Annotated in this window: 17 protein-coding genes and 1 other RNA gene; 12 read left to right on the top strand and 6 right to left on the bottom strand. The window is 56.9% G+C overall.

From position 1 onward, the window contains the following. Positions 1-98 precede the first annotated feature (98 nt). Positions 99-440 carry a hypothetical protein gene (locus tag AB5Y71_RS10185; RefSeq protein WP_144406140.1) on the bottom strand — a complete coding sequence of 114 codons (342 nt, stop codon included), beginning with the start codon at positions 438-440 and terminating at the stop codon, positions 99-101. Positions 441-712: 272 nt separating this feature from the next. Here AB5Y71_RS10185 and radC point away from each other — a divergent pair, with 272 nt between their 5' ends. The 5 genes from radC (at position 713) to AB5Y71_RS10210 (ending at position 3,724) form a co-directional block, all read left to right on the top strand. Beyond that, entirely contained in the window at positions 713-1,180 is a 468-nt protein-coding gene (gene radC / locus AB5Y71_RS10190; protein ID WP_044800094.1) for a DNA repair protein RadC, read from the top strand. Further along, the gene (locus AB5Y71_RS10195) at positions 1,177-1,545 is read left to right on the top strand and encodes a DUF2787 family protein (protein WP_119197676.1); all 369 of its coding nucleotides are present in this window, start codon (positions 1,177-1,179) and stop codon (positions 1,543-1,545) included. Before radC ends, AB5Y71_RS10195 begins: the two co-directional genes overlap by 4 nt. 5 nt (positions 1,546-1,550) lie before the next feature. Next, positions 1,551-1,691 carry a hypothetical protein gene (locus AB5Y71_RS10200; protein WP_164470740.1) on the top strand — a complete coding sequence of 47 codons (141 nt, stop codon included), beginning with the start codon at positions 1,551-1,553 and terminating at the stop codon, positions 1,689-1,691. 648 nt (positions 1,692-2,339) lie between these two features. After that, positions 2,340-2,891 carry a recombinase family protein gene (locus tag AB5Y71_RS10205; RefSeq protein ID WP_016350879.1) on the top strand — a complete coding sequence of 184 codons (552 nt, stop codon included), beginning with the start codon at positions 2,340-2,342 and terminating at the stop codon, positions 2,889-2,891. A gap of 26 nt (positions 2,892-2,917) precedes the next feature. Next, positions 2,918-3,724, top strand: coding sequence for a hypothetical protein (locus AB5Y71_RS10210; protein ID WP_016350878.1), 807 nt, complete (start codon positions 2,918-2,920; stop codon positions 3,722-3,724). A 278-nt stretch (positions 3,725-4,002) separates the two neighbouring features. Here AB5Y71_RS10210 and AB5Y71_RS10215 read toward each other — a convergent pair whose 3' ends face one another. Next, positions 4,003-4,185 (bottom strand): hypothetical protein, encoded by a 183-nt coding sequence (locus tag AB5Y71_RS10215; protein WP_021230269.1) that lies wholly within the window; start codon positions 4,183-4,185, stop codon positions 4,003-4,005. A 269-nt stretch (positions 4,186-4,454) separates the two neighbouring features. On the opposite strand from AB5Y71_RS10215, the gene ffs reads away from it, so the two are divergent. Continuing rightward, positions 4,455-4,548: signal recognition particle sRNA small type (gene ffs, locus AB5Y71_RS10220), an RNA gene on the top strand. Positions 4,549-4,865: 317 nt separating this feature from the next. On the opposite strand, the gene AB5Y71_RS10225 is transcribed toward ffs, so the two are convergent. Next, the gene (locus AB5Y71_RS10225) at positions 4,866-6,692 is read right to left on the bottom strand and encodes an ATP-binding protein (RefSeq protein WP_307896704.1); all 1,827 of its coding nucleotides are present in this window, start codon (positions 6,690-6,692) and stop codon (positions 4,866-4,868) included. A gap of 8 nt (positions 6,693-6,700) precedes the next feature. Then, positions 6,701-7,192, bottom strand: a complete 492-nt coding sequence (locus AB5Y71_RS10230; protein WP_005351410.1) for a molybdopterin-dependent oxidoreductase — start codon at positions 7,190-7,192, stop codon at positions 6,701-6,703. A 338-nt stretch (positions 7,193-7,530) separates the two neighbouring features. Here AB5Y71_RS10230 and AB5Y71_RS10235 point away from each other — a divergent pair, with 338 nt between their 5' ends. The 6 genes from AB5Y71_RS10235 to AB5Y71_RS10260 all read left to right on the top strand — a co-directional run bounded on the left by AB5Y71_RS10235 (position 7,531) and on the right by AB5Y71_RS10260 (position 13,684). Then, complete coding sequence (locus AB5Y71_RS10235) at positions 7,531-7,881, top strand: STAS domain-containing protein (protein WP_005333409.1); 351 nt, start codon at positions 7,531-7,533, stop codon at positions 7,879-7,881. After that, complete coding sequence (locus tag AB5Y71_RS10240) at positions 7,878-8,294, top strand: hypothetical protein (RefSeq protein WP_307896705.1); 417 nt, start codon at positions 7,878-7,880, stop codon at positions 8,292-8,294. Before AB5Y71_RS10235 ends, AB5Y71_RS10240 begins: the two co-directional genes overlap by 4 nt. 18 nt (positions 8,295-8,312) lie before the next feature. Beyond that, positions 8,313-10,418: an SLBB domain-containing protein gene (locus AB5Y71_RS10245; protein WP_307896706.1), complete on the top strand. Its 2,106-nt coding sequence runs from the start codon at positions 8,313-8,315 to the stop codon at positions 10,416-10,418. Between the two features lies 1 nt (position 10,419). After that, entirely contained in the window at positions 10,420-11,088 is a 669-nt protein-coding gene (locus AB5Y71_RS10250) for a tyrosine-protein kinase family protein (protein ID WP_005360129.1), read from the top strand. Positions 11,089-11,111: 23 nt separating this feature from the next. Next, on the top strand, positions 11,112-12,602 hold the full coding sequence (locus AB5Y71_RS10255) for a SpoIIE family protein phosphatase (protein ID WP_307896707.1): 1,491 nt from the start codon (positions 11,112-11,114) through the stop codon (positions 12,600-12,602). A gap of 80 nt (positions 12,603-12,682) precedes the next feature. Beyond that, positions 12,683-13,684, top strand: coding sequence for a glycosyltransferase family 4 protein (locus AB5Y71_RS10260; protein WP_307896708.1), 1,002 nt, complete (start codon positions 12,683-12,685; stop codon positions 13,682-13,684). A gap of 297 nt (positions 13,685-13,981) precedes the next feature. Here AB5Y71_RS10260 and AB5Y71_RS10265 read toward each other — a convergent pair whose 3' ends face one another. Together AB5Y71_RS10265 and AB5Y71_RS10270 are read right to left on the bottom strand one after the other, a co-directional pair. After that, the gene (locus tag AB5Y71_RS10265) at positions 13,982-14,617 is read right to left on the bottom strand and encodes a sugar transferase (protein WP_005333398.1); all 636 of its coding nucleotides are present in this window, start codon (positions 14,615-14,617) and stop codon (positions 13,982-13,984) included. After that, positions 14,614-15,807 (bottom strand): glycosyltransferase family 2 protein, encoded by a 1,194-nt coding sequence (locus AB5Y71_RS10270; RefSeq protein ID WP_307896709.1) that lies wholly within the window; start codon positions 15,805-15,807, stop codon positions 14,614-14,616. The genes AB5Y71_RS10265 and AB5Y71_RS10270 overlap by 4 nt, the downstream gene beginning before the upstream one ends.

Raw genomic sequence — 15,807 nt, forward strand, 5'->3', positions numbered from 1 at the left:
CCTCGCTTGGTGTTGCAATCGGTTGGGTAATCTTAACTGTTGAATGAACAAGGGGTCCCGAAGGACCCCTTGGGGTTATAGCAAGCAGCTCAAGTAATTTAGCGCGATCTGACGCAATGATAGATAGTATCTGCAACGCATCTCAATACCGGTAATGGAGCCATATCGGTAGCCATCGTATTCTGGGCAACACCGCCATCAACACCATAAAAGTCCATGATTTCATGGATTTTGGCAATCTGCTGCGGTGTTACGTTTAATTCACCGAATAGACGGCCCTGAATCGGATTTTCATCACAAGGCACAATCCACAATGCTTGTGTGCCAGCATGATCACAATCTGAAAAAAGAATATTCAGCTTGTGTTGGCCGGGCAAACTTTGCGCCAGTGTGCGACTCATTAACAAATAGCTGCTGTGTGCTTCGTGTTGATAACGCATAGGTGTTTCCTCATGGTTGGTTTCGTTTGGCTTATATCGATTGCCGTAAGTCGAATGTGTTGCCAAACACCATGTGGATTAAACAGATCCCTGTTTTACCTGGAATTATCAACCCAAGTAATTAATAACATTGCTTGAGGTATATTGACAAGAGGGGGCTGGGTGAGTCATCACTGGGCTTATACCTGAATGTCCAGTATTTAATTTATCAATAATGCGGAGTGTTCTTGGCATAAGTAACTCGTGTATCCAAACGACGCGAGGTTACTGTTATGACACACCACTATGATGATCACCCCGGACAGGGCGATCACATCATCAATCAAGCTTTGGCCATTCTGGAGAGCCGACAGCGGCATCTGGGCCATGCCTTCACTCAGCCCAAAGCGGCAGCAGACTTCCTTCGGCTCAAGATGGGTGAATACGAGCGGGAAGTGTTCGCCGTCATGCTGCTCGACAATCAGCATCGGCTACTCGATTACCAAGAGCTGTTCTTCGGCACTATCAATGCTGGCACCGTTCACCCCCGTGAGGTGGTCAAGGCGGCTCTCAACAAAAACTCCGCAGCGGTCATTCTGGCCCATAACCATCCCTCTGGTATGGTCGATCCCTCGGATGCCGACAAGGCTGTCACAGCTCGTCTCAAGGAGTTGCTCGAGATGGTTGACGTGCGAGTGCTCGACCACTTTGTGGTGGGACAGCACGACATCGTCTCGTTTGCCGATAGGGGGCTGCTATGACCCCATCCAAACAGCTACAGGCTCTGTTCGACAAGATCATCGGCAGCTACCCCGATGCCACTGCCCTGACCCTCAACTTCCGAAGTCCCGATTATTCCGCCGACACTGGTGGATACCGTCCGGTCGAAATTCGTCTGGAGAAACGGGCTGGGAGTTGGGGGCTCCTCTATGTGACGGAGTTCTGCTATGTCACCGATGAGCTGACTAAGTCGCTGGATTTCGACTTCGCCGCTGGGGTGTTCTACGACCCCTGGTGTGGAGAACGGCCGTTGGCCACAACCATGGACCTCTACCGGCTCTGGGAGAGGAACTTTCTCACCTATTACCGGATGGAGGTTTACCACTTGGATATTTCCCAAGAGTGACTGTTATGAACGACTTCACGAAAGCCCTGCTGCTCGATGCCTTGAAAGCGGCATTGACGGCATTTGCATCGGTCATCGTCAACGCGATGATGGCTCGCTATATGCCACCACACTTCTACAACATGAATGGAGATGAATACCAATGAAGAAGATGATCCTGAGTTCCTTGGCCCTGGCAGTATTGACCAGTGGCACTCTGTTTATTCACCAGCAACGTAAGGTCAAGAAGGCTGAATTGGCTAAGGTATTGCGGATGCCTGGTAGTACAACACATCATTAAGTCGAACCTGCAACCTACATATGTACTATTCAGATAATTATGAGTCCGTCATGCTGACAGAATGGGGTGGCGTTACCTGCATGGTACATATGTACCATTCAGATCATAACGAGTCCGTTAATTCGTCAGTATGGGGCGAGGCTACCTGCATGGTACATATGTACCATTCAGATCATAACGAGTCTGTTAATTCGTCATGATGGTGTGAAGCGACCTGCATGGTACATATGTACCATTCAGATAAAAACGAGTCCCTTTGTCATTAGGCTCCTCGACGAGTAGCTTTAACATATGTAGTAAAGAGATTATCTCTGGCCCTTTATGGGCACCTAAAAACCCCTGCGGGCCCTCCATCACGGAGCGGCCCGTTTTCATTTGTATCACTGGCACAGGTCAATAGACCAAGCCCGTGTGACGCGAGCGAAAGTGCCACTTTTTGCCGGTCATATGGGTTCCTTTCGACCTTCTGACCGGTCGCGTCAGTGTACCTTGCCCTATTGACCAGGAGGAGACCATGGCACTGGTGGGATATGCACGTGTCAGCACTGTGGGGCAGAGCCTGGATGCCCAGCTTCAGGCACTGGCCGAGTGCAGCAAGATATTTCAGGAGAAGGTGAGCGGGGCCAAGGATGATCGCCCGCAGCTCTCGTTGATGCTGGATTTTGTTCGTGAGGGAGACGTGGTGATGGTGACCAAGCTGGATCGCTTGGCTCGCAACACTCGCCACCTGTTGGAGATCTCGGAGTACCTGCACGCTAAGCGGGTTGCTCTGAGGATTTTGAATCTGGGTATCGATACCTCGACACCTACCGGAAAACTGATGTTAACCATGATCGGTGCCATCGCCACGTTTGAGCGGGAGCTGATGCTGGAGCGTCAGGCAGAAGGGATTGCTATGGCAAAACAGCGTGGGGTCTACAAAGGTCGCAAGCCGACCGCCATGGCTAAAGGGGAGGAGGTGCTGTCACTCGCTGAACGGGGACTAGCCAAGGCCGAAATCGCACGTCGAACGGGGATCAGTCTCTCCAGTGTGCAGCGGATCTTGCGTGGACTGTCTGGCGAATGAATAGTTTTGACAACAAGGAAAACGACATGGAACAAGAGAAGACGAAACAAGAGTCCGGCCGGTTCTTCGAGCAGCGGGAAACTGCATCGGCACAGGTCGCAGGTAAGTGGGCCCGCTATCGCGATTGGCTAAAGCAATCTGTGCGGCTAGAACTTCCGTCCAATTCAAGCGAGGTCAACAACAACCCTTATCTGCGGGGCGGGATCTGCAGTTATAACGCCTATCTCTCGGGCATGCTGAGGGCTCACCTGTGGGGGTTGTGGCTGACGGCACTTCTCGTGCTCGCTTGGCAGTTTCTACTGCCTCGAATGGGATTAAGCATTAACTACAAAGCAGGGCTATGGCTCATCATGAGCACAGTTGTCGTTGGGACATTGCATTGGGCCATTCTGGTCTTTATTGGCTACGAGAAACGCCTCCAAGCAGCCGCACTCACAGACCCACTGAGCCGCATGATTGGTGTCGCGACCGTAGCGATGACAGCTGCAGGGGTGATCCTTGGGTGGTTCCTAAGCATTGAGCGGTCAGCGTGGTTCACAATGTTTGCCGAACATTCGAGAATTAATGCAGAGGTCTATGGGCGGGGCTTTGATGTGAAAGCCAAGACAGCAGAGCAGCTGTCCTCAATGGGTTACGATTCATGGATATTGGCAGGCCAAGTGATGGTCTACATTGGCTTGGCTCTGCTCTTCCTGATTCCCAGTTACCGCAACAGCGATAACCTTGCAGAAGAGGCGAAAGAGGCGCTAGGGAAGGCACAGGGCTATCCTACCCCGATCCTGTTGGTGTTCCATTTGCTTCTGCTGTTTCCGGCAGTGGCGATTCTGGCCTAGTAGACTTGAAGGAGCTCACATCAGAGCTCCTTTTCTTTAGCAGGTATGCAAGGCATCAAGCCGGTAGCGGTGCTTGGCTCGGCAACCACGGCACCATGATTGTATCCTGGTTACACCAGCCATCCGTCTGAATCCGAATTCTCCTGCCCGATAGAACACATGAACGCCAGCCTGCTCTGAACAGTTCGGGCAGCTTTTGAGTTTCTGCCCGTTTTGATGGAACACAACTGAATGGTTGAGGGGCTGGCCACAAGAACACTGGTCGGTCATCGATGAACTCACTTCCGGCGGTTGTCGGTTTCTTTGGCTACCCCTTTGAAGGGCTCCCCACCTTGTTTCTGCTCGATAAACTTGCCGCTATCCGTATCGCGTTTCGTCCAGTTCCCATTAACTGGGTTCTGAACTTGGGTACGGTCGTTGACGGAACCTTGTCGATAGCCTTTGCCTGTGTTCGTAGCCATATGTCACCTCGGGTTTAAGTGAGACCCAAAGTTACCATTAGATTTCATTTTGCTCAATATTGGGTTGATTGTTGAGCTTCTGAGGGAGGGGATGGGGCCTGTAATGAGGTGCTTGCAGTGTACGGGAGAGGGCGGGTAGGATTGGCCTGTTTGTTACCAATTTAAGCATGTCCACTTGATGTGGATGACCGTACTTGCGGCGGATTCTCGCTTGTTGAGGTTTCAGAACACTGTGATGGCAATCAGTTCCATCCCCAAGTGCCTGATTTATTTGGGCTCGCATTGATAACCCGTCGACCTGGTCAGGACCGGAAGGTAGCAGCCAAGGCGGGGGACTCGAGTGCCGGGATGTGGCTGGTAGGGCCACCACTTGTTTCTGCAATTCAATAAGTTAGCTTCCTAAAGCCCTTGGTCATCCACTTTGTGTGGACAACGAGGAGCTCATCGATGAATCTCTGGCTCAGTCCCCACGGCATCTGGTATTACCGGAAAGTCACCACGCTCCCCTGTGGTCGTCATAAAGAGATCAAAAAATTCCTGCATACCCGAGACAAGCTGACTGCCCGTGCAGCTGTTGCGAAGCGGCTTGCCTGCGTGGGTTCCAGACCCAAGCCCATTCAGTTGCCTGCAGAGGTCAATGTTGCCCCACATGAGCAATCAGTAGCCCGGAATCCGCGGTTTTACTGTTTGGTGACACGCATGGCTGCGTTGTATTTGAGCCGCCCATGGGAAATATGTCTGTTTATCTCGCTCAGTAGCGTCTCTTTATTGATGGGCTTGGTGATATATCCATTCATGCCATGGGAGAGATAGTATTGCTTGGATTCCGGCATCGCATCAGCCGTCAGGGCGATGATGGGGATATCTGCCCAAGGCATCTGGGAGGTGCGGATCCGAGTGGTGGCCACCAGGCCATCCATCACTGGCATCTGGACATCCATCAACACCAGATCAAATTCGGTGTGACCCAGTTTCTCCAGCGCCTCTTCTCCCTGAACGGCCAGTGTGACCTGATGGCCCACGGAGTCGAGCATGGCGCCGATCACCTTGCGGTTGGTGGCATTGTCATCAACCAGCAAGATGCGATAGCTCTCCTGATCCAGTGGCTTGGACGGCAGGCAAACAATCGAGGGGGTCGTGGCTCTGGCGGGCCAGATGTAGGTAAAAGTACTGCCATGTCCCTCGCTGCTCTCTACCGAGATATCGCCGCCCATCAGGCGTGCGAGGTTACGGGATATTTCAAGTCCCAGGCCCGATCCGCCATATTGGCGGGTGATCGAGACATCCGCCTGGGCGAAACGTTGAAACAGGTTCTTTAGCTGACTTTTGCTCATGCCGATCCCGGTGTCCTGGATCGAGATGCGTATCGAGTGGCGATCCTGCTCCAACAGGGTGCTATCAACGCGAATATTGACCTCTCCCTGATGGGTGAACTTGATGGCATTGCTCACCAGATTGAAGAGGATCTGGCGCACTCTCAGCGGGTCGATCATCAACCACTCCGGCGTATCGGGGGCAACAGCCAGGGTCAGCTTGATCCCTTTTGCATCGCAGTTGCTCTGCATCAGGGCCCGGATATCCTCCAGCAGCTGGGGCAAGTGATGGGGGGCCAGTTGCAGCTCGATCTTGCCCTCTTCCAGCTTGGATACATCCAGAATGTCGTTGAGCAGACCGAGCAGATGGTTTGCCGATTCCCGCGCCGTCTCCAGATAGTCTCGCTCCCTCGGATCCATATCCCGGTCGGCCAGCAGTGAGAGCATGCCGAGAATGCCATTCATGGGGGTGCGAATTTCATGGCTCATGTTGGCCAAAAAGCTGCTTTTGGCTCTTGTGCCTGCCTCTGCCGCCTGATTTGCCCGCAGCAGTTTGTCATTGAGCTGCTGCATCAGTTTGTGTTGCAGAAACGAGATATTCATTTGCCGCCAGATCAGCAGGGCGAGCACAAAGAGCAGCGCAAATTGCAGGGTCGCGATGAGTGTCGTCGTGATGATCTGCTCCCTCACGCTGTCGCGGCGTGCCACATCAAACAGGGTCGCCTGCTGGTTCACCTCCAGAGTCAGCTGATGGAGCAGGGGGAGCAGGGAGGCAAGCTGTTGGCGCAGCTCCTGATGGGCAAGATTGTCGAGCGGCTTATTGGCTTCCGGGCCGAGCCAGATATCTGCCAGAGAGATGTAGGATCGAATGGCTTTGCTTGCCTGCTGGTAGATCTCTGTTTGCTGAAGCAGGCTGCGATCCTTGCTCTCCAACACCAGATCCATGCGGCTGACCAGAATATCGTATCTGAGCTGGAAGGTCGGTTGCGACTCATGGAGCAGCGAGCTTTGAAAACGCAGCGCTTCGTTATAGAGCTGGAAATAGTTCCACATCACGTTGTCTTCGCCCTGGCTGGTACTGCGCTGCAGATCCTGAAATTGCCGGTACTGGATGGTACCAATACCGGCAAAGGCAAGGAGCAGCACACAAAGCACCACAAACAAGAAACGTTGACTGGCCGCCATGGAACGCATGATGGGATCTACTCCACTTTTATCGCGCTGATCTGCCAGATAGCCCGACCGTAATAGAGCTTGTTTTGCAGTTCGGGATATTGATCGAACGGATAGACAAGGAACAGCGGCCCTTTGTCACGCACCGACAGTGGCTTGCCATTGATCGTGCGGGCGAGGATGACCCGATACTGCTCGGCATCGCTGGTCGGCACCTGTACCGAGTAGTCATTGAGCGCGGTAATGGTGAGCTGTTTGCCGGTTGCCCCGACCTTGGCCAATACATCTTGCAGCAGCGGGCCGCGAAAGGTCTTGGCTTCGTCATACCAGGGGGTATGGGTTTTGATTTCGTGTACCGGCAGTTGATCCAGCATGGCGCTGTCCCACAGGGCCAGAGCCTGATGAGTGGGGCTGCTGATGGCGCCTTCAACCTTCAACACAGCGCTGTCAGGGGAGGGGGCTGCGTATGCGGTGCCGCAAAGGGCTGCCAACAGTGGTGCGATGTAAAGGCCTGCTTTCATGATCTCTCCTTCCTGGAAAATGGCGCCATGGGGGCCGAGCCAACGGTGGCTTGCGATGTGTGTCCAAAGGCAAGCAATAATCGGGCCCAGTCTAATGGGCTTGAATTATCAGCCATTTAGCCTGTTATCGGGCGATCTCGGCCAAGGTGAATTGCAGTTTGCAACGTGCGGGGGAGGTTAATTGCAATTTGGCAATCAAAACGAGGAGTGGGTGTCGGTGAATAAGGCGCAAAGAGTATCATTTGGAGAACAAGTGCCGTGGCACTGCCCGGCATAACATTTGCAGCGTGCTGAATGCCGTGACAGCAAATAGTCTGAGAATCGACAAGGAGCTAGCGATGGAAAGCATGACTTACACCCTTAATGATATCCAGGTAGTGGTACTGGAAAACGAGTTTGACGCGATGGCCGTCAGTGAGCTCCGCCCGTTGTTTGAAACCCTCTCGACCCACCCGGGAGATATCCTGGCCGATATCAGCGATGTTCATTTTATCGACTCGTCGGGGATCGGAGCCTTGGTATTTCTCTATAAAAGATTGATTATGAACGGGCATCAGATGGCCCTTGTCTGTGGACCCGGTCAACCTCATGACCTGCTGGAGATGCTGCATATCGACCGGGTGATCCCCTGCCATGAGAGCATCAAGGCCTATATGCGTTCCCGTGGCATGATGGCCGCTGCATCATGAAACGCTTTGGTATCCTGCTCTCGTCCATTCTGCTGTCGGGTTGCGCGCAGTGGCCGTCGGAGGGGTATGGCGGCATGGCCGAGGCAAGACCCACCCGTATTCCGGTCAATGAGGATGAACGGCGGGTCTGGTCTCGTTATGATGAGCGTCAGAAGGAACTCGACTTGCAGCTGACGGAATTAAAGCAAGCGAGTCTGCAGGGGTGTATGCCTGCCGAGTTGAAACGACTACAATCTCAACGTATTGATATCGAACGGGATATGCACGGACGGCTCTGGTCGGATGTAGCCTGGCGTCAGACCGTGTTGGCACAATCACTACAACAAGTACGTTTGCGGCTGCAACAGACAACAGCGGATGGCTGTCGTGCTGATTGGTCAGGGCTCCCCTTACGCCAATGGGGGCAGACGTAACAGACGAAAAGGATGTCTATGAAACGGGGCGCTCTCGAAGGATTGATCTGTGTTCTCTTGCTGTTTTTCACCTGCCCGTTACTGGCCTCCACCTTGTTGGCTCCCGGTGATCGGTTGGCCATAGTGCAACCCGGTGAGCCTGCTTTTGATCAGCCTTTCCAGATCAACAAGCAGGGGGAGATTGCACTGCCTGAAGTTGGAAACGTCGTGGTGGGGGGGAAGACCCTGCAACAGGCGGATGAGCTGATCCGCACCGCCCTCAAACCTGTTTACAACAACCTCTCTCAATTGACCGTCACCTTGCTGGAGAAGCGGCTGCTGATCAGCGTGATGGGCTATGTCAAAAAACCCGGCAGTTATGATCTGGCGCCCGATGGCAACGTGCAGATGGCCCTCGATGCCGCTGGCGGGTTGGTGCCCGGTGCCCAGCTCAACAACATGCAGGTGCGGCGCGGCAGCACGGTATCTAGCTTCGACTACAAGCGTTATCTCGATACCGGCGATGCCAGCGTGTTGCCGCCATTGCAATCCCTCGATGTGGTGTTCGTACCCGCCTCTCCGCTGATCGGCAACGTGCAAATAGATTTTGATGCGGCAACCCTGGCGGCAGGCGGGGATGGCGATACCGGCAAGGCGATCAAGGTGTTTGGCGAGGTCAACAGCCCCGGCGCCTTCAGTTTCAAGAGTGGTAACTCCATCGTGGATCTGCTGATGCGGGCAGGTGGGGTAACCCGTTTTGCCGGGGTGGAGCGGATCCGGGTGATCAATGGTGATGCCCCCGAACTGTTCGATCTCAAAGCCTATCTCGACTCCGGCAACAACAAGCTGCTGCCCAATCTGGCGCCGGGCGCCACCATCTTCGTGCCCAAGGATGAAGAGCAGATAAAACGGGGGGCACGCACTATCTACATCATGGGCGAGGTGTTCAAACCCGGCGCCTATGAGGGGCGGGAAGGGGACTCCTTCCTCGATATTCTGGCCAATGCCGGTGGCCCGACCCGCTATGCCGAGAGTCGCCAGATCCGTTTGCTGCGCACCGATGGCACGATCGAACCCATCGACTTGCAGGCCTATACCGAAGGGATGCAAAAGGCGCTGCCCCAAGTCAAACCCGGTGATGCCATCTTTGTGCCGGAAAAAACCGATATCAACGAGAAGTCCTGGTTGAAGGTGGCACCCGGGCGGGCGGTGATGGTGATGGGGGCGGTGCGGATCCCGGGGCGTTATGAATGGTCTGACGAAATGTCGTTGCTGGATCTGATCGCCCACGCCGGTGGCCCCAACGAGCGGGCCGATATCGCCAAGGTGCAGATCCTGACCGCCGCAGGGGGGCAGGCCACGCCAACCCTGTTTGATCTCGACAAGTTCCTTCATCAGGGCGGGGCGCTGGCCAGCCTGCCGAAGATCCGGGCCGGATTCACCATCATGATCCCCGAGCTGCCCACCGATCCCAGTGATAACAAGTCCCAGTGGGTGCGCCAGTCACCGGACAGTTCCATCTATATCTTCGGTCAGGTCGGGGCCCCCGGTCGCTATGCCTTCAATGAGCAGATGGGCTTTATCGACATCCTGTCGGCCGCCGATGGTCCGACTGCGGCGGCGGATCTGCGCAATGTGCGCATCGCCCATCGCAGTGGCAGCACGGCGCGGGTCAGCAAGCTCGATCTTGCCCTCTACTTTGAAACTGGCGATGAAACCTTGCTGCCCAAGGTGCTGCCCGGCGACTCCATCTACCTGCCGGAGAAGAATCGCCCCTGGCTCGACGAGCCGAAGGAGAACACCATTCGGGTGCTGGGAGCGATAGCCCGCCCGGGTCGCTACCGCTTTGACTCCTCCATGACCCTGCTGGATCTGCTGGCCGAGGCAGGGGGCCCGACCAGCAGCGCCTATATCAAGAAGATTGTGGTGATCAACATGGCCACCAGTGGTCAGGGGGATCAGGCCCGCAGCTTCGATCTCGACGGCTTTGCCAAAGAGCCCGACTTTAGCCAGTTACCGGTGCTGCGCGCAGGGGACACCGTCTTTATCCCTGATAGCAAAAGCAGCAACTGGGCCATTTTTATGGATGGTATGCGCGACATCCTGACCACGATCTCGGTGGTGGCCCTGGTCGGGACGCTTTGATATGAGCATCCCCATTCAATATCTGGAGCTCGAATCCCTCTACGCGGCGACGGTCGCCCGGGGGATCCGCTCGCTGGCGGTCACCTCGTCAGAAGGGGGAGAGGGGGTAAGCTCCATCTGCGATGCGCTGGCAAGGCGCTCGGAGGCGGATGGGCTACGTACCCTGCTGGTGGATCTCAACCTCTATCATCCCGGCCGCGCCACGGCGGTTGCTTGGGGGCCCAATGATGTGCCCGAGCCGGTAGCCACTGGCCGGTCGTTGTCGCTGCTCCCGGCGCCGGGCAAGGATCTGATGGCCTTTCGCAACAAGGATACCTTGCGTCAGCTGCTGGTTCGCTGGCTGGAGCATTACGATGTGGTGATCTTCGATACCTCGCCGCTCACCGCCCTCAATCGGGGCAATATTCCGGCCGATCAGGTGTGTGGGGCCTGTGAAGGGGCGCTGCTGGTGGTGCTGGCGGGGGTGACCCCGACGACCGTGGTACAAAGTGCGGTGGATAAACTGACCCGTGCCGAGGCCAATCTGATTGGCGCAGTCTATAACGACAAGCTCAACCCGGGGCTGGCCAGCGAGATCTTGCGCGAGCTCAACCGGCTGCCCAGTAACCGGGTGACCGAATGGCTCAAGCGCTGGTGTCGGCGCAGCGCCTTGCTCAATTTTCGGATCTGATCGCCCGCTGATGGAGGCCCGATATGGATGACTGGTTGCGATCTGCTCCGGCAACCCTGCAGGCGGTACGCGAACTGCGCAACCGGCTGGCGCAGGGACTCTCCCTGTTTCAGGTCTCCCCAAAGGATCAAGCCAACTGGCTGCTCTGTTTCAGTGAGCTGGCCACCAATAGCGTCAAACACACAGCTCCTCCCGCGACCCGGCTCTGGCTCACTCTGAAAGAGGATGAAACGGGTTTGAGTCTGATACTGGAAGATGATGGCGGCCCGCAGCCCGGGCTTGCCAGTGCGCCGTTACCCGATGAACTGCAGGAAGGGGGATACGGGCTGGCGCTGGTGCACCAACTGTTTGCCGAGGTGCACTTCTCTCGCGACGGTGATCGCAATCGCGTGACCCTTCGCCAGCAGGGCCCGGTCAACCAACTGCCGGTGCTCGCGGTGATCGACGATGACAAGGTGATGCGTGCCTTGCTCACCGCCTACCTTCATGAGCACTACTGGGTTGAAAGTTATGCCGACTCCCATGCCGCCCTGCTGGCGCTTGGGAAGCAACCTCCCGCGCTGGTGCTCTCCGATATCGAGATGGAGGGGATCGATGGCTTTGGGCTGCGCCAGCAGTTGATGAAGGATCCCAAGATGAAGGGGGTGCCCTTTATCTTCCTGACCGGTCATCAGGATCAGTGGACCCAGAGTCGGGCGGGGGCGCTGGGGATCGATGACTTTCTGGTCAAGCCCATCACCAAGCAGGACCTGTTGCTGGCTGTTTCGCGGGTGTTGCAACGCTCGCAGCAGCTCAAGTCGCAATGGGGCGAGCAGCTGGATCAGCGCATGACCTCGGCGCTGCGCCCGTTATTGCCCGCCACCTCCATAGGGGGATACCAGCTGGCGCTGCAAACCCGCGCGGCCACCGTGGGGGGCGGGGATTTTCTGCTGGTCAAGGATCGGGTGCTGTGGCTCGGGGATGTGATGGGCCACGATGCAGAAGCCAAGTTTTTTGCCCATGCCTATGCCGGTTATCTGCGTGGCTTGCTGACGGCCCACGATCTGGAGCGCGCCCCCGCCCGTTTGCTGACCATCTTGTCCAATGCGGTTCACAGTGATCCGCTCCTCGGGGCTACCCTGCTCACCACCCTCTGTATTGAGCTCGGCAACGAGGGGCGGGTGCAGTGGGCCAGCGCGGGCCACCCTGCGCCCTGGCTGGTTGGGCCCGGCACCATCCGTCAGGTCGGCGTGACCGGCCCCTTGCCCGGTTTGCGCCCGGATCCCCACTTCGTGACCAATGAGCGTCAGCTCAAGCCCGGCGAGATCCTGCTGTTCTGGACCGACGGTCTGCTCGATAGCCGTGATGCCGCAGAGCGCCAGCGCTGGGAGTCGCAGCTAAAAGAGATCTGCCTGACTTCGGGGCCCGGTCTTGAGCAACTGGCTCATCGCATTGCCCGCTGGTTTGATGAGCGCATCAATGATGCCGCCCTCGATGACATGACCCTCTTGTTGGTCGCCTGTCCCGGCGCCTGATCCTGCCCCTCCTTACCTGACTGGCCCGCTCTATGCAACACCTCATTTCAGGTGGCATGGAGCCACGGGAGGAGGTGACTATGTTACCCATGCAGCAGATCTGGCTGGCCATCGATGCACGTCAGGTCGGTGGAATAGAAGTTCACATTATCCACTTGGCCAACGATCTGCTGGCCAGGGGATTTCGCCCCACCATAGTGCTGGTGAGCAACCACGGCATGACCCCCTTTACGACCCTGCTCAAACAACAGGGTTTGCCTTACGAGGTGTGCCAAAACAGCCGCGATTTTATGCGCCGTCTGGCTCGCCAGCCTGCCTCTGTGCTGATCCATACCCACGGCTACAAGGCCGGGGTGCTGGGGCGGCTGACAGCCTGGTTCACCGGTAAATCGGTGGTCTCGACTTTTCACAGTGGAGATGATGGGGAGGGTTTGCTGAAGTTTTACAGCTGGCTGGATCGCACTACAGCGCGTTTTGCGAAGTGTATTGCAGTAAGCGAGCCCATCGCTCGCAAATTGCCTGTGCCGAGCACGGTGATCAGCAACTTTGTCCCCATGCCTGCGACGCCGGCTGCGGTAACTGGCAACCGGATTGCCTTTGTCGGCCGCCTCTCGCCGGAAAAGGGGCCGGAGGCATTCTGCCAGCTGGCCGCCTTCTGCGCGGATGGGGCGTTTCATCTCTACGGGGATGGCCCCATGAAAAGCGGCTTGTTGCAGCAGTATGGTGATCGCGTCCAGCTTCATGGTTTCCAGAACATGGCCAATGAGTGGCACAACATCGACCTGCTCTGCATCACCTCCCGCTTTGAAGGGTTGCCGCTGGTGGCCCTGGAGGCGATGGCTCACGGCATACCGGTCTGTACCTTTGCGGTGGGGGGCCTGGTCAATCTGATCGACCATAAATCCAATGGCTGGCTGGTGGAGCCCGGCCATGTGCGGGATATGGCGGAGCTGGTCAACTACTGGCTGCGCAGCGATGGGGTGGTGCGCAGCAAAATGAGTCAGGCGGCCCGCAACACCATAGCCCGCGGGTACAGCGTCAACAACAGAGTGACCGATATTCTGGCTGTCTACGGCGCCTGAATCCCCAAGGGGAAACCCGCCAAAAACGAGTGGCCGCTGGCCACTCGTTTTTTTATGTGCCTGTGTTAGGGGTTGCAGGGGGCGGATTGCTTCTGTGATCACGCAACGCTTGGGTTTCTGCGGTTGGTTAATCTGGCATTATGGCTTGCAGATGGATGGGGCCAGATGATGGCGATCAGATCGCTGACTTCTCAGTGATCACCGTTGATTTGCCACAAGGATGCGCCATAAAAAGGGCCATTGCAGTGGCAATGGCCTGATGGGTGTTGAGATGTGGTTGAGGTTGGTGCGGCGGGATTAGCGCCCCTTCTTGCCGACCATGATGGCGATCGTCTTGCCGATGATATGCACATCCTGCACCAGCCAGCGCCAGGGGTGGAGCAGGGCAACCGAGTAGGCCAGATCAAACGCAAGCTTGCTGCGCACATCATCCAGCGACTCGTCGTAACCCTGATTGACCTGCGCCAGACCGGTAATACCGGGGGCCACTTCATAGGTGCGTTCGATAAAGTACGGCACCGCATCTTCCAGCCGGTTGGCGATCCCAGGTCGCTCCGGACGGGGGCCGATCAGCGACATCTCCCCCTTGAGCACATTGATAAACTGCGGCAGCTCATCGAGCCGGGTTTTGCGCAGAAAGTCGCCGCTGCGGGTGATCCGGCTGTCCCCCTTGCCACACCAGACCGGCCCGGTGGCCGCCTCGGCGTCGGCGCGCATGGTGCGAAACTTGATCATGAAAAAGAGCTCGGTATGGGTGGCGTGGCTGCGCCCGATCCGTAGCTGACGAAAGAACACAGGCCCCGGGCTATCGAGCCGGATGGCCAGCATGATCAGCGGCCACAGCGGCAGCGTCAACAGCAGGCCAAGAGTGGCACCGAGCAGATCCATGCTGCGTTTGACCACCAGGGTCAATCTTGGAATGGGGTGTGTCATACGGCTTTCTCCTGTGACATGAAACGTATGGGGGCGCGCAGGCAGTAGCGCAGGGTGCCCATGCCGTTGTACCAGTGTCCGAGCACTAGATAGTGGATTTTGCGAAACAGATTGGGCCAGGGGTGGACAGGGGTCAGCTGGATCAAGATGACCAGCAGATACCCCAGCAGTTGCAGCCCCAGCAGTAGCTGAAACAGCAGGGATTGGGTAGCCAGCGGGATGGCGCAGAGCCACAGCAGGGTCAGGCAGAGCGGCATCAACACCCGCAGCCCCTTGCCACTGGCAAAGTTGAAGGCAACCCAGCCGAACTTGGGGTGCAGCAGGGGCAGCAACCGCAACAGCTGCTGGGTATTGCCTGCCCCGATCCGCTTGCGCCGTGTCGCTTCCAGCGCGGCATTGGAAACTTCCAGCTCCAGTGCGGCGCAGCGATTGTCATAGACCGCGCGATACCCCTTGGCGATGGCCTGCATCGGCAGGATGAAATCGTCGTTGATGGTATCGGCGGCCAGCGGGGTGAGGCACTCCCGGCGCATCATGTAGAAGGCCCCGTGGGCCCCCAGCATGCCGCCAAGGGCCGATTCGCAGAGTTTGATCTGGCTTTGATAGTGCCAGTAACTCTCCTCGCCCCGGGAGCCCGGTTGCCAGAAGCGGTATGCTTCCCCGACCACCCCTACCTTGGGATCGGCAAAATGGGCGACAGCCAGCAGCAGGCTGTCGATGGGCAGCAGGGCCGAGACATCGGTGAGGGCTACCAGATCGCTGTGCACCCGGGTCATGGCCTCGTTGAGCACGGCGACCTTGCCGCGATTGCGGGGGTGATCAAACAGCCTGATCTGCAACTGCTGCAGGGCGGGATCTCCGAGCTGGCTCAGCGCAATGGGGTAGCTGTTGTCGCTGCAGCCGTCGAAATGCACATGCACCCACAGCTTGTCGGCGGGGTAATCGAGGCTGGCGAGGTTTTGCAGCTTGGCCGCGATGGTCGCCGCCTCGTTGTAGACTGGCATCAGCAGGGTGATGGTCGGCAGCGCCTCATCGGTGGCGTCTGTTTTGAATCCCCGAGCCAGGGGGCGGGGCGGATTGGCTACCTTGCGTGCCTGCCGACCACCGAATTTGAGTAGCAGGGGATAGCCGACATGGTGGTAGACCACCAGTACAGCACACAGCCAGAACACGATCATGATCCATTCCAT

The organism is Aeromonas sp. R9-2 (assembly GCF_040908025.1).
Taxonomy (GTDB): Bacteria; Pseudomonadota; Gammaproteobacteria; order Enterobacterales; family Aeromonadaceae; genus Aeromonas; species Aeromonas veronii.